General features: G+C 75.2%; 13 protein-coding genes. 9 read left to right on the top strand and 4 right to left on the bottom strand.

The features are described 5' to 3' along the window. Window positions 1-249: 249 nt before the first annotated feature. Window positions 250-1,296 (bottom strand): DUF4267 domain-containing protein, encoded by a 1,047-nt coding sequence (locus DMH08_RS19565; RefSeq protein ID WP_233617688.1) that lies wholly within the window; start codon window positions 1,294-1,296, stop codon window positions 250-252. 262 nt (window positions 1,297-1,558) lie between these two features. Here DMH08_RS19565 and DMH08_RS42645 point away from each other — a divergent pair, with 262 nt between their 5' ends. Beyond that, the gene (locus tag DMH08_RS42645) at window positions 1,559-1,924 is read left to right on the top strand and encodes a cold-shock protein (RefSeq protein ID WP_064743471.1); all 366 of its coding nucleotides are present in this window, start codon (window positions 1,559-1,561) and stop codon (window positions 1,922-1,924) included. A gap of 80 nt (window positions 1,925-2,004) precedes the next feature. Here DMH08_RS42645 and DMH08_RS19555 read toward each other — a convergent pair whose 3' ends face one another. Further along, entirely contained in the window at window positions 2,005-2,487 is a 483-nt protein-coding gene (locus DMH08_RS19555) for a DoxX family protein (protein ID WP_125616691.1), read from the bottom strand. A 247-nt stretch (window positions 2,488-2,734) separates the two neighbouring features. Here DMH08_RS19555 and DMH08_RS19550 point away from each other — a divergent pair, with 247 nt between their 5' ends. From DMH08_RS19550 to DMH08_RS19525, 6 genes are all read left to right on the top strand, one after another. After that, the gene (locus DMH08_RS19550; RefSeq protein ID WP_026400888.1) at window positions 2,735-2,968 is read left to right on the top strand and encodes a hypothetical protein; all 234 of its coding nucleotides are present in this window, start codon (window positions 2,735-2,737) and stop codon (window positions 2,966-2,968) included. A 139-nt stretch (window positions 2,969-3,107) separates the two neighbouring features. Beyond that, a complete protein-coding gene (locus DMH08_RS19545; protein ID WP_125616688.1) occupies window positions 3,108-4,010 on the top strand; it encodes a LysR family transcriptional regulator in 903 nt (300 codons plus the stop codon). 99 nt (window positions 4,011-4,109) lie between these two features. Further along, window positions 4,110-5,054, top strand: coding sequence for a hypothetical protein (locus DMH08_RS19540; RefSeq protein WP_125616685.1), 945 nt, complete (start codon window positions 4,110-4,112; stop codon window positions 5,052-5,054). Next, a complete protein-coding gene (locus tag DMH08_RS19535) occupies window positions 5,051-7,315 on the top strand; it encodes an FAD-dependent oxidoreductase (protein WP_125616682.1) in 2,265 nt (754 codons plus the stop codon). Before DMH08_RS19540 ends, DMH08_RS19535 begins: the two co-directional genes overlap by 4 nt. Window positions 7,316-7,495: 180 nt before the next feature. After that, entirely contained in the window at window positions 7,496-8,035 is a 540-nt protein-coding gene (locus DMH08_RS19530) for a putative immunity protein (RefSeq protein ID WP_125616679.1), read from the top strand. Between the two features lie 33 nt (window positions 8,036-8,068). Continuing rightward, window positions 8,069-9,025, top strand: coding sequence for a threonine ammonia-lyase (locus tag DMH08_RS19525; protein WP_125616676.1), 957 nt, complete (start codon window positions 8,069-8,071; stop codon window positions 9,023-9,025). Here the strand turns inward: DMH08_RS19525 and DMH08_RS19520 are convergent. Further along, entirely contained in the window at window positions 9,022-9,429 is a 408-nt protein-coding gene (locus DMH08_RS19520; RefSeq protein ID WP_026400893.1) for a hypothetical protein, read from the bottom strand. The genes DMH08_RS19525 and DMH08_RS19520 overlap by 4 nt on opposite strands. Window positions 9,430-9,478: 49 nt before the next feature. Between DMH08_RS19520 and DMH08_RS19515 the strand changes: the two genes are divergently transcribed. Further along, window positions 9,479-10,093 carry a TetR/AcrR family transcriptional regulator gene (locus tag DMH08_RS19515; protein ID WP_125616673.1) on the top strand — a complete coding sequence of 205 codons (615 nt, stop codon included), beginning with the start codon at window positions 9,479-9,481 and terminating at the stop codon, window positions 10,091-10,093. 1 nt (window position 10,094) lies between these two features. Here the strand turns inward: DMH08_RS19515 and DMH08_RS19510 are convergent, their stop codons facing one another. Continuing rightward, window positions 10,095-10,721 (bottom strand): TetR/AcrR family transcriptional regulator, encoded by a 627-nt coding sequence (locus DMH08_RS19510; protein WP_125616670.1) that lies wholly within the window; start codon window positions 10,719-10,721, stop codon window positions 10,095-10,097. A gap of 40 nt (window positions 10,722-10,761) precedes the next feature. Between DMH08_RS19510 and DMH08_RS19505 the strand changes: the two genes are divergently transcribed. Then, window positions 10,762-11,088 (top strand): rhodanese-like domain-containing protein, encoded by a 327-nt coding sequence (locus DMH08_RS19505; RefSeq protein ID WP_125616667.1) that lies wholly within the window; start codon window positions 10,762-10,764, stop codon window positions 11,086-11,088. Window positions 11,089-11,147: the final 59 nt, after the last annotated feature.

Below are 11,147 nucleotides of genomic sequence, written 5' to 3'. Positions count from 1 at the left end.
TCGACGCACTCGGCGGCGCCTTCACCATGCGCTACTCCGCGGTCGCCGTCACCGCCCCCTACCGCCCCGCCCCCTGACCCCCGCGCGGGGCGGCGCGTCCCGCCGCCGACCCGCGCGGGGGTCAGGGGGCGGGACGCGCCGAACGGCTCGGCGGTGGTGTCGTTCACCGCGGCCTCGGACCCCGGGGACGGCGGCGCGCGCCGGTGGCGCGGCCACGAGCCGTCATGACGCCGCCGGGTCGGTCCGGGGTCAGCGGCGGGTCGCGCGGAGGAGGAGCAGGGCCGAGGCGAGGACGGCGGCGGCGGTCGCGCCGTGGACGCCGAACGCGGTGGCCGCCGAGCCGTCGTGCCGCAGGATCGTCAGCATGTCCCCCGCCGGGATCGCGGAGAACGCGAGCATCACCCGGCCGAGCGCCTCGTGCCTCCCGCGGGCGAGCAGCGCGATGACGGCGAGGCCGCTGCCGAGGTCGCGCACGCCCTTGATCTCCAGCCAGGCCGCGGCCTCCCCGGCCGGCCACGCCGGGAGGCCGAACCCCGCCGCCGTCCCCACCGGGTCGATGAGGAAGCTCAGCCCGATGCAGGCGATGCCGACGCCGGTGAGCGCGGCGAGGGCGGCGCCGGCCCGGGACGTGCGGACGTCCTCGCGGAGCCGCCGCATCCGGGCTGCGTGGCGCCGCTCCCCGAAGCGCCGCCAGAGCACGCGGGCCGGGGCGGGCAGCGCGGCGAGGAACTCCGCGCGCTCCGCGGGCGTCGCGTCCTCCAGCACGATGCCGAGGAAATCGAGGATCTTCGTCTTCGGGGTGTTCCGCACGAAGTGGTCGCCCTGCGCGCCCCACTCGTCCGGAGTGAGGTGGCGTTCGGCGATCGGCAGCAGGTTCGCCTCCTCGTCGTCCAGGTGCTCGGCGAGGACGGCCCGGTGCTCGGCCAGCGCGTCCGCGAGGGCGTCGCGGGCGGACGCGTCCGCCGTGCGGGCCCACGGGGCGGCGAGCTCGCGCAGCCGCGCGACCGACGCGGCGACCCGCTCGTGCTGCGCCTCCATCCGCAGCACGACGTCGGCGTCCAGGTCCACCCGCGCGAGCAGCGGCGGCCAGATCAGCTCGTCCTCGCCGTGGTGGTGGTTGTGCAGGCCGAGCAGGTAGTCGGCGAGGTGCGCGGCGAGCGCGCGGGCGCGGCGCCGGTCGCCGGGACGGGCCGCGGCGACCAGCTCGGCCAGCAGCCGGGACTCGCGCCGGAGCCCGCGGTGGATGACGACCATGGATTGGGTGAACGGCGCGCTGGCGCGGATGTCGGTGCTCATGCCCACGAGCCTGCGCCGCGCCTCTTGGAACTCGCTTGGAACGCGACTTGGAACGGCCCGCCCGTCGACCCGCGGACGGCCCCAGGGAGGGGGTCCGCGTCGAGGTGGTGGTTCTCGGCGTGGACCTTGCGCGGCGCCGGGTGCGGCTCGGCTGATCGGCGTCACCGGCCCGCAACGCACGCGCCGTCGGGCGTCCATGTCGCCGCCCCGGGCGATACGGACCGTGCCGCTAACGTCACGGGCATAGCGCGGGGGTGATGCGATGGCCGAGGGCAGCGTGAGGTGGTTCAACGACGAGCGGGGCTACGGCTTCATCGTGCCGGACGACGGCGGGCCGGACGTGCGCGTCCGGTCCCGCGCCGTGCGGAGCCCGGGCCTGCCGCTGGAGGACGGCGCGCGGGTGCGGTTCACCGTCGAGCGCGGCGAGGCCGTCGAGGTCGTGGCACTGGGTGCGCCGGAGGTGCCGCCGGGCCGGGCCGTCCGGGTCGCGATCGGGGCGCTCGTGGTCCTCACGCTGGCGTGCGCCGTGACGTTCGTCGTCCTGGTGGTGCAGGGCAGCGGGCTGTCGGCGCTGTTCCTGTGCACGCTCGTCGGGGTGGGGTTCGCGCTCGAACGGCTCGGCGGCTGAGCCGGTAGACGCCGAACCGGTACGCCGCGGACGCCGTCGCCGGCGCGAGGGCCGCGCCGGGAGGCTCGCCTGACAGTGCGTCAGGCCGTGGTCGGGGTGCCGGCCGGGCGGTGCCGCACGGCCCGCAGGTGCTGAGCGGGCACGCTGAGCGCGGCCGCCACGAAGACGACCTGCATCAGCGTCCGCGGGACGAGCTGGTCCTCCCACGGCAGGTCCGATCGGCTCAGCGCCCAGTGGACGTTCGCCGGGAACATCCCGATCATCATCAGGCCGAGCCCGCCGGCCGCCCACGGCGCGGTCCGTCCCCGCAGGAGCGCGGCGGCGCCGGCCAGCTCCAGGACGCCGGTCGCGGTGACCAGGAACTCCGGTGCGGGCAGCGCGGGCGGGACCATGTCGATCATCTCGTCGCGCATGCCGACGAAGTGCGCGAGCCCGGTCACGGTGAACATCAGCGCCAGGCCGCCGCGCACGGCCACCGGCCACGGCCGCAGCCGCCGGACCCCGGACCGGCCCGCGACCAGACCTGCCAGCGTGCCTCCGATCAGGAACATCAACGGTGCCATTGCGGTGCCTCCTTCACTTGAACTTGACACTGTCTAGATTCGCTCGCGCGCCACCATCTTGTCAATGCCTAGATGGGGATCCGCGTGCGGGTGGGCGAAGTTCGACGCCCGGGTGGCCTCCGCCTTACCTTTGAGTCACTCTGTGTTGCGTTGTCGTGGCTGTACGTAATTTCTCGGATACCGGCACTTCGATGGATCGTCACACAATGTAGCCACACCGATGTGCACCGTCACCCATGGAGGGTTCATGAGCCTGAAGAAGGCCGCAGTCGTCGCCGCGCTCGCGGGCGCCACGCTCTCGACGGGGGCGTTCGTCACCCCGGCCCACGCCGCGAGCTGGCACAACACCGGGCAGACGTTCTACTGGTACGCGAGCTGCAAGGCCGCCGGCGAGGCGGGCGTGCGCTCCGGCTGGCAGTCCTACGACTGCAAGGGCAGCTCCGCGCCGTGGGCCAGCTACGAGCTGTGGGGCCTGTACTGACCACCGCTCCCGGATGACCGGAGGCCGTTCCCGCTCGCGCCGGCGGGGGCGGCCTCCGCCGTGCACGGTCCGCCGGACGTCCGGGCGCGCGAGGACATGGGGATGGGGGCGACCCCGGAGATCGTGTGACGATCTCCGGATGGAGCTCCAGCAGATGCGTTACGTCGTCGCCGTCGCGGAGACAAGCAGTTTCACCCGGGCCGCCGAGCGGTGCCTGGTCGTCCAGTCCGCGCTGAGCCACCAGGTCGCGCGGCTGGAGCGGGAGCTCGGCGCGCGGCTGTTCGAGCGCACCAGCCGCCGGGTGCGGCTGACCCCGGCCGGGGAGGCGTTCCTCCCCGCGGCCCGGCAGTGCCTGGAGGCCGCCGAGCGCGCGGCCGCCGAGGTCGCGGCGGCCGTCGGGGAGATCCGCGGACGGCTCGCGGTGGGCCTGATCCCGACGGTCGCGGCGGTCGACGTCCCGGCCGCGCTGCGCGACTTCCGCGGCCGGTACCCGCACGTGCGGATCAGCCTGCGGGTGGGCGCGAGCGAGGAGCTGGCCGAGCAGGTCCGGGAGGGGCGGCTCGACATCGCCTTCCTCGGGCTGCCGACGACCGCGCGGCCGCGCGGCGTCGCCGCCCGCGAGCTCGCCCGCGACCGGCTCGTCGCGGTGGTCGCGCCGGACCACCCCCTCGCGGGCGAACCGGCGGTCGACCTGCGGCGGCTCGCGTCCGAGGTGTTCGTCGACCTGCCCGCCGGGACGGCCGGGCGCGCCCAGTCCGACCTGGCGTTCGCGGACGCCGGGCTCGACCGGGACGTGGCGTTCGAGGTGACCAGCGCGGAATTCATCGACCGGCTCGTCGGACAGAACCTCGGTGTGGCGATGCTCCCGTCCGCCTACGTCCCCCGGCTCACCGGCGTCACCACGATCGAGGTGACGGACGCGCCGGCCCGCGTCGAGCACGCCGTGTGGAGCCGGTTCGGCCGCACCCCGGCGACGTCCGCCTTCCTCGCCGTCCTCGGCATCGACCCCGATCCCGGCGCGGAGGCCGAGACCGGCAAGTGATCTATGCGCATTTTACTTCCATAGTGTAATCAATCACGCACTCTTGGTTACATCACGCGTGCGAGGGATGTTCGGGCGGTATCTCACCTGGGGGCAGGCGTGCGGGACAGACGGATCCAGATCGAGTGGGCGGAGCTCGGCATCACGGTGAGCGCGGAACTGGACGGGCGCAACCCGGCGCTCGCCGACGCCCTGTGGAACGCGCTGCCGTACCGCAGCCTGCAAGGCCACGCCCTGGTGGCCGGGCACCACCTCTTCCACGTCGCGCCGGTGCACGAGCTGCTGCACCTGCCCGCCGAGCAGAAGGTGGACCGGCGGACCGTCCCCGACGGCACCGTGTTCTGCTCGCGCCTCCAGCACCTCGGCATCAAGTACGGGGAGCTCACCGAGCCGATGCCCGCGACACCGGTCGGGCGGGTCCGCGCGGCCGACCTGGACGCCCTCGCCGAGGCGGGACGCGCGGTGTGGGACGCGGTGTACTCGTCCAAGCGGCCCGTGTTCGCCGAGGTGGCCCGGCACGGCGAGGAGGACGGCGAGTGCCGGGTGCCGCGGCTGGAGGCCGCGGACCCGACGGTCGACGCGCTGATCGGCAAGGTGCACGCCGAGACCGAACGCGTCTGGACGCACCCGCCGGAGGAGCTCGTCGAGCTGCACGAGGGCCGGATCGCCTCCCGCGCCGGCAGCTTCGACACCGTCCTGACCACGCTGCTGTTCGTCAACGGCGAGACCCGGCCGCTCGGCTACTGCGCCTACGGCGGCCTGGTGCGCGCCGCCGCCGAGGAGATGCCGCTGGACTGCCTGCGGCAGATGGCCCGCATCCTCACCGCGACCCCGGCGGAGTTCCTCGGCTACTGCGGGCTGGAGACGCTGCACCACTTCACCGAGAGCGCGCTCGACGCCGCCGGCCGGATCGAGCGGCGCACGGACTTCCTCGCCCTCATGGCGCAGATGGCCCTCTACGTGAACTGCCTGGGCGGCTGGAACCTCCAGCTGTTCCCGTGGAGCGTGGGCCACCACCTGCGCCGGGAGGCGTGCCCGGCATGACCGGGGCGGTGGTCATCGGCGGCGGGGTGATCGGCCTGTCGATCGCCGCGCACCTCGCCCGGGACGGCGTCGCGACGACGCTGCTGGAGCGCGGCGAGCTGGGGTCGGGGGCCTCCCGGGCCACCGCCGACGTGCTGCGCTCCTACTTCGCGGGCGACCCCGACGGCTCCCGCCTCGCCGCGCGCAGCCTGCGGGCCTACGCCGCGGCCGGGCTGCCGATGCGGCGCGTCGGGTACCTGGTGCTGTTCACCGAGCCCGAGCAGGTCGCGGCGTTCGAGGCGGAGCTGCCCGCGCAGCGGGACGCGGGCGTCCGGGTGGAGCTGGTCGGCGCCGACGAGGCGCGGCGCCGCAACCCGCTGGTCGACGAGCCCGGCCTGCTCGCCGCCGCCTGGTCGCCCGACGCCTTCGTGAGCGACACGCGCCGGATCGTCCGGCACTTCGCGGACGAGGCCCGGCGGGCGGGCGCGGTCCTGCGCACGCACTGCGAGGCCACCTCGGTGGACGCCGCGGCCGGACGCGTCGAGACACCGGACGGGCCCGTCACCGCGGGGGCGATCGTGTGCGCCGCCGGGGCGTGGTCCCCCCGGATCGCGGCGGCCGCCGGGGTGGACGTCCCCCTGACGGGCGCGGCCGTGCAGGAACTCCTGCTCACCGGCCCGGTCCCCGGCCTGCCGGACATCCCGGTGACCCTGCACGCCGCCAGCGGGCTGCTGGCCCGCGCCCGCGACGGCGCGCTGCTGATCGGCATGGGCCACCCGGGCACCGACCGCGAGGAGTGGCTCGCGCGGGTGAAGTCGCAGCTCGCCCGCACCTACCCGGCCGCCGACCCGGCGGGCCTGCGGACGGCGGTGACCGGCCCCAGGGACGCCAGCCCCGACCGGTCGGCGTTCATCGGCCGCCGCCCCGGCACCCCCGCCTTCCTGTACGCCGCCGGCTTCTCCGGCCACGGGCTGTGCCAGGCGCCCGCCGCCGGAGAGCTGGTCAGCGCCCTCTACCACGGCCGCGCCCCCGCCGTCCCCGAGGACCGCCTCGCCGCCGCCCGGATCCGCCCGGACCGGATCGCCGTCGACGGCCGGATGCGCGACGTGCACGCCCAGAACGAGCGGCTGCGCCGCGCGGGCCCGGTCGTCCCGGTCGAGCTGCCGGGGCCGGTGCGCGCGTGGGCCGTCACCCGCCACGACACCCTGCAGGCGGCGCTCGTCCACCCGGACCTGTCGAAGGAGCTGCGGCACTGGGCCGACTGGTCGGCGGGCCGGGTCCCGCGCGACTGGCCGCTGAACAACATCGTCACCGCCCAGTCCATGATCACCAAGGAGGGGGCGGAGCACCGCCGGCTGCGGGCGCTCGTCGGCAAGGCGTTCGGCGCGCGGCGCGTCGACCGGCTCCGGCCCCGCGTCGCCCACCACGCCGCCGCGCTCCTCGCGGAGCTGGCGCACCGCGCGCCCGGCCCGGTCGACCTCCGCCGGCACTACGCCTACCCGCTCCCCCGCAACGTCATCTGCGAGCTCGTCGGCATGCCCGAGACCTGGCACACCGACCTGCGCAAACTCACCGACGCGCTGATCCGCGTCACCGACGACGCCGACTACGCGGCGTCCCGCATGGGCACCCTGCGCGCCCTGTTCGCCGAGGTCATCGACCTGCGCCGCCGCGAGCCCGGCGACGACCTGACGAGCGCGCTGATCGCCGTCCGCGACGAGGCGGGCGACCGCCTCACCGAGCGGGAGCTGCACGACATGGTGATGACCCTGTTCATCGCCGGGCACGAGACCACCATCAACCTGATCACCAACGCCATCCGCGCCCTCCTGGCGCATCCCGGCGAGCTGGCGCGGCTGCGCGCCGGGACGCTCCCGTGGAGCGCGGCCGTCGAGGAGACCCTCCGCTGGGACTCCCCGGTCGCCTACTTCCCGATGCGCTACGCCACCCGGGACGTCGACCTGGACGGCGTCCGCATCGGCGCGGGCGACGCCGTCGTGGCCTGCTACGCCGCCGCGGGCCGCGACGAGCGCCGCTACGAGGACGCGGCCGAGTTCCGGCCGTCCGATCCCGCGCCGGACCACCTGTCGTTCGGGCACGGCGAGCACTTCTGCCTGGGCGCCGCGCTGGCCCGGATGGAGGTGGAGATCGCCCTCGAATCCCTGTTCACCACCTTCCCCGACCTCGCGCCCGCCGACGCGTCCGGGGAGCCGGAGCCGCTGGCGACCCCGCTGAGCAACAGCACCCGCACCCTGCCCGTCCTCCTCGGCCCCCCGGCGTGACGACGGCCGGGGGCGGGCCGTGGCGGTCGACCGGTTCGCTGGGGAGGCTCTCGCCACCCCGTGAGTGATCCTCGTTTGAAGGTTCGCCCGGCACCAGGCGTCCAAAAGTCGCCGCAGTTTACATCGAGGGTTCAACGATACGGTCGAAGTACCCCCGTTCCCCCGGCTGAAGGCGGTGCCATGGCGGACGACGCCGCGACGATCGAGCTCTCCCTGCCCGAACTCCGCGAGGTGACGGGCTTCGCGGCGGCGTGCGCGGCCCCCGCGCTGGCGCTCTTCGAGGACGCGCGTCCCGGCGACGGACGTCCGCGCGCCGCGCTCGACGCCGCGCGGGCGTTCGCGGCGGGCGCCCGGCGGACCAAGCTGCTGCGCGACACCGCGTGGGCGGCGCACCGCGCGGCCCAGGAGGCCCGCGACGCGGGGCACGCCGCGGCGGGCGAGGCCGCGCGCGCCGCCCTGGCCGCGGCCAGCGCCGCCTACCTGCACCCCCTGGCGAAGGCCACGCAGGTCAAGCACATCCTCGGCGCCGCCGCCCACGCCGCGCGGGCGTTCGAGCTGGCCGCCGGAGACGACCCCGACGCCGGGGCCGAACACCTCGCGACGGCCCGGCCCCTCGCCCGTCCCGCCGTCGTGGCCGTCCTGCGCCGCTACCCGCCCGCTCCCCCGGGCGGCGCACGGCCCGGCGAGCTGATGCGCCGGCTCGACGCATCGCTCCGCTGACCGCCCCCGCCGTCGGCGCTACGCTGCCGTACCGTGAGTGGGACGCGCCTCGACGAGGCCCGCATCCGGGACGCGCGCCGGGTGATCGATCCGGTCTTCCTCGACAGCCCGCTGTACCGCTGCGAGGCGCTGGAGCGCGTCCTCGGGTGCGCGGTGAGCATCAAGCTGGAGACGGCGAACCCGGTCCGCTGCTTCAAGGGGCGCGGCACCGAGGTCGTCGCGAGCCGCCTCGCCGCCGAGGGGCCGCGCGCCGCCGTCTGCGCGAGCGCGGGCAACCTCGGCCAGGCCCTCGCGTGGTCGGGCCGCGCCCGGGGGCTCGACGTGACCGTCGTGGCGTCGCGCGCCGCGCCCGCCGCCAAGCTCGACCGCATCCGCGCGCTGGACGCCCGGCTGGAGCTCGTGGACGGCGACTTCGACGCGGCCCGCGACCGCGCGGCGGCCATCGCGCGGCACGGCGGCGTCCGCCTCGTCGAGGACAGCCTCGACCTCGAGACCTGCGAGGGCGCCGCGACCATCGGCCTCGAACTGGCGGACGCGCCGTTCGACGCCGTCCTCATCGCGCTCGGCGGCGGGGCGCTCGCCACCGGCGTCGGCCACGTGGTGAAGAACCGGACCCCGGCGGCCGAGGTGGTGTGCGTCCAGCCGCTCGGGGCACCGGCGATGACGTACTCGTGGCACCGGCGGCGCGTCGTCACCACCGGCCCGACCGACACCATCGCTGACGGCGTCGCGGGCCGCCGTCCGATCCCGGCCGTCCTGGACGACCTCCTGGCGGTCGCCGACGACGCCGTCCTCGTGCGGGAGTCGTCGATCGTCGCCGGCATGCGGCTGCTGTTCGACCACGCCGGCCTGGTGGTCGAGCCGTCCGCCGCGCTCGGCGTCGCGGCGATCCTCGAGGACCCCGCCCGGTTCGCCGACCGGCACGTGGTCACCGTCGTCTGCGGCGGCAACGTCGACCTGGACGCCTACCGCCGCTGGGTCGGCGTCTAGACGTCGTCCCAGGCCGCCGAGGCCATCTTCCACCCCGCGCTCGTCCGGACGAACTGGGTCGTCTGCCGTCCGGCCCCCTCGAACCATGCGCCGTCACGGTAGCCGGACTTGCCGTAGGCGCTGAACCGGTGCGCTATCGAACCGAAGATCTCCGTCTCCTCGGCGATCTCCCATTCGGAGAACTCGGTCAGCGTCCCGTCGGTGAGCATCTCCTGCCGGGGGGCGATGAACGAGTCGATGTCGTAGACCTCGGTCTCGCCGCCGACGTTCTTGATGATCACGGCTTGCGGCAGGAACATCTCGCGGATGACGCCGAGGTTCGGCCCGGTGCCGCCGACGTTCGCGAACGCGCCGAACAGGGCGCGCATCATCCGGTCGAGTTCGTCCTTGACCTCGGTGTCCATAAGACCTCCCATTTCCATAACACGCGTTATGTGAATGTAGCCTGTCGGCATGCCGCGCCACAAGGGAGACCACGAAGCACGACGCCGCGAAGTGTCCGGGGCGGTGTGGCGGGTCCTGGCCGCGCAGGGGTTCGGCGGCCTGACGCTGCGCGCGGTGGCCACCGAGATGGGCGCGACGACCGGCCTGCTCACGCACTACTTCCCGAACAAGAAGGCCCTCGTCTCGTACGCGCTGGCGCTCCTGGACGAGCACCGGACGGCGACGCGCGGGGCGACCGGCGAGCCCGAGGGGCTCGGCGCGCTGCGCGCGATGCTGCTGGAGATGCTGCCGTCCACGCCCGGGGCCGCCGCGGACAACCGGATCTGGATCAGCTCGTGGGACACCGCGCTGGCGGCACCCGACCTCGCCGCCGGGCACGCGGCCCGCTACGCACGCGCGCGCGAGCTGATCCGGCACCAGGTGCGGGCGGCGCAGCGCCTGGGCGAGCTGCCCCCCTCCGACCCGGACGACCTCGCCGCGGCCGTCCAGTCGTTCGCGCTCGGCCTGATCGTGCAGGCGCTGTTCAGCCCGGAGGACTTCCCGCCCGAGCGGCAGACCCGCATCCTGGACGGCTACCTCGCCGCGCTCGCCGCCGCGCCCGGCGACCCGCCGCGCCCCCGGTAGGTCAGGCCGGCCCCGCCGCGACGCTCGCGGCGAGCCGCCGGACGCCCGCGCGGAGCCGCACCTCGCCGACGTCCGGCAGGACCGCCGCCACGTGCTCGGCCGCCAGCGCCGCGAGGACGGCGTGCGCCGCGTGCTCGGGGTCGGGCGTCCCGTCCAGCAGGATCGCCAGGTGCCGGTGCCAGAACCGGTAGGCCCCGATCCGGTACCGCGCCCCGGGCGCCGCCGTCTCCGACATGCGGACGAGCGCGAGGTGTTCGAGCAGGTGGTCGAGGTAGGCGTCGACGAACGCGACCGCGCGCTCCGCGTTCGGCGCCCCCGGGCCGAGCGGCGGCGGCCCCTCCAGGATCGCCTGCTGCAGCACGCGCTCCCGGGCGTCCAGCAGCGCCGCGGCGAGGCCCGCCTTGTCCCCGAAGCGCCGGAACAGCGTGCCTTTGCCGACCCCCGCCGCGGTCGCCACCTGGTCCATCGACACGGCGTCCACGCCCCGCTCGGCGAAGAGCCGCGCGGCCGCGTCCAGCACGGCCGCCCGGTTCCGCGCCGCGTCCGCCCGTTCCTTGGGCGGCGGCGTGCGCAGCAGTTCGAGCGGCACTGCGGAAGCGGACCGTGGTCCGGTATCGTCCTGAGCCATGAACCGGACTATAATCCGTTCTCGCTCTGGAGGTATCACCATGACCGCACTCATCACCCGCGACGAACTGAAGGCCGCGATCGACGCGGGCGCCGTCACCGTCGTGGACGCACTCGGCGGGGAGTACTACGCGAAGCAGCACCTGCCCGGTGCCGTCCCGCTCGTCCGGGACGACGTGGACGCGCAGGCGCCGACCCTGCTCCCCGACCGCGGCGCCGCGATCGTCACCTACTGCTCCAACCCGGCCTGCCCCAACAGCGGCCAGGTCGCCGACCGCCTGACCGCGCTCGGCTACACCAACGTGCGCAAGTACCGCGACGGCATCGAGGACTGGGTGGCCGCCGGCCTCCCGACCGAGTCCGCCTGACGGCCGGCGGGACCCGCAACCCGCCGAGACGGCCACATGCAAAAAGACGATGCTGTATT

The sequence above is a fragment of the Actinomadura sp. WAC 06369 genome (assembly GCF_003947565.1).
Taxonomy (GTDB): Bacteria; Actinomycetota; Actinomycetes; order Streptosporangiales; family Streptosporangiaceae; genus Spirillospora; species Spirillospora rifamycini.
This window is presented reverse-complemented; position numbering and strand designations above follow the sequence as displayed.

Coding starts and splice junctions, on each gene's coding strand:
- DMH08_RS19510 (WP_125616670.1), bottom strand. CDS start 10,721: ATGGCTCAGGACGATACCGGACCACGGTCCGCTTCCGCAGTGCCGCTC.
- DMH08_RS19515 (WP_125616673.1), top strand. CDS start 9,479: ATGCCGCGCCACAAGGGAGACCACGAAGCACGACGCCGCGAAGTGTCC.
- DMH08_RS19545 (WP_125616688.1), top strand. CDS start 3,108: ATGGAGCTCCAGCAGATGCGTTACGTCGTCGCCGTCGCGGAGACAAGC.
- DMH08_RS19550 (WP_026400888.1), top strand. CDS start 2,735: ATGAGCCTGAAGAAGGCCGCAGTCGTCGCCGCGCTCGCGGGCGCCACG.
- DMH08_RS19535 (WP_125616682.1), top strand. CDS start 5,051: ATGACCGGGGCGGTGGTCATCGGCGGCGGGGTGATCGGCCTGTCGATC.
- DMH08_RS19530 (WP_125616679.1), top strand. CDS start 7,496: ATGGCGGACGACGCCGCGACGATCGAGCTCTCCCTGCCCGAACTCCGC.
- DMH08_RS19565 (WP_233617688.1), bottom strand. CDS start 1,296: ATGAGCACCGACATCCGCGCCAGCGCGCCGTTCACCCAATCCATGGTC.
- DMH08_RS19555 (WP_125616691.1), bottom strand. CDS start 2,487: ATGGCACCGTTGATGTTCCTGATCGGAGGCACGCTGGCAGGTCTGGTC.
- DMH08_RS42645 (WP_064743471.1), top strand. CDS start 1,559: ATGGCCGAGGGCAGCGTGAGGTGGTTCAACGACGAGCGGGGCTACGGC.
- DMH08_RS19505 (WP_125616667.1), top strand. CDS start 10,762: ATGACCGCACTCATCACCCGCGACGAACTGAAGGCCGCGATCGACGCG.
- DMH08_RS19520 (WP_026400893.1), bottom strand. CDS start 9,429: ATGGACACCGAGGTCAAGGACGAACTCGACCGGATGATGCGCGCCCTG.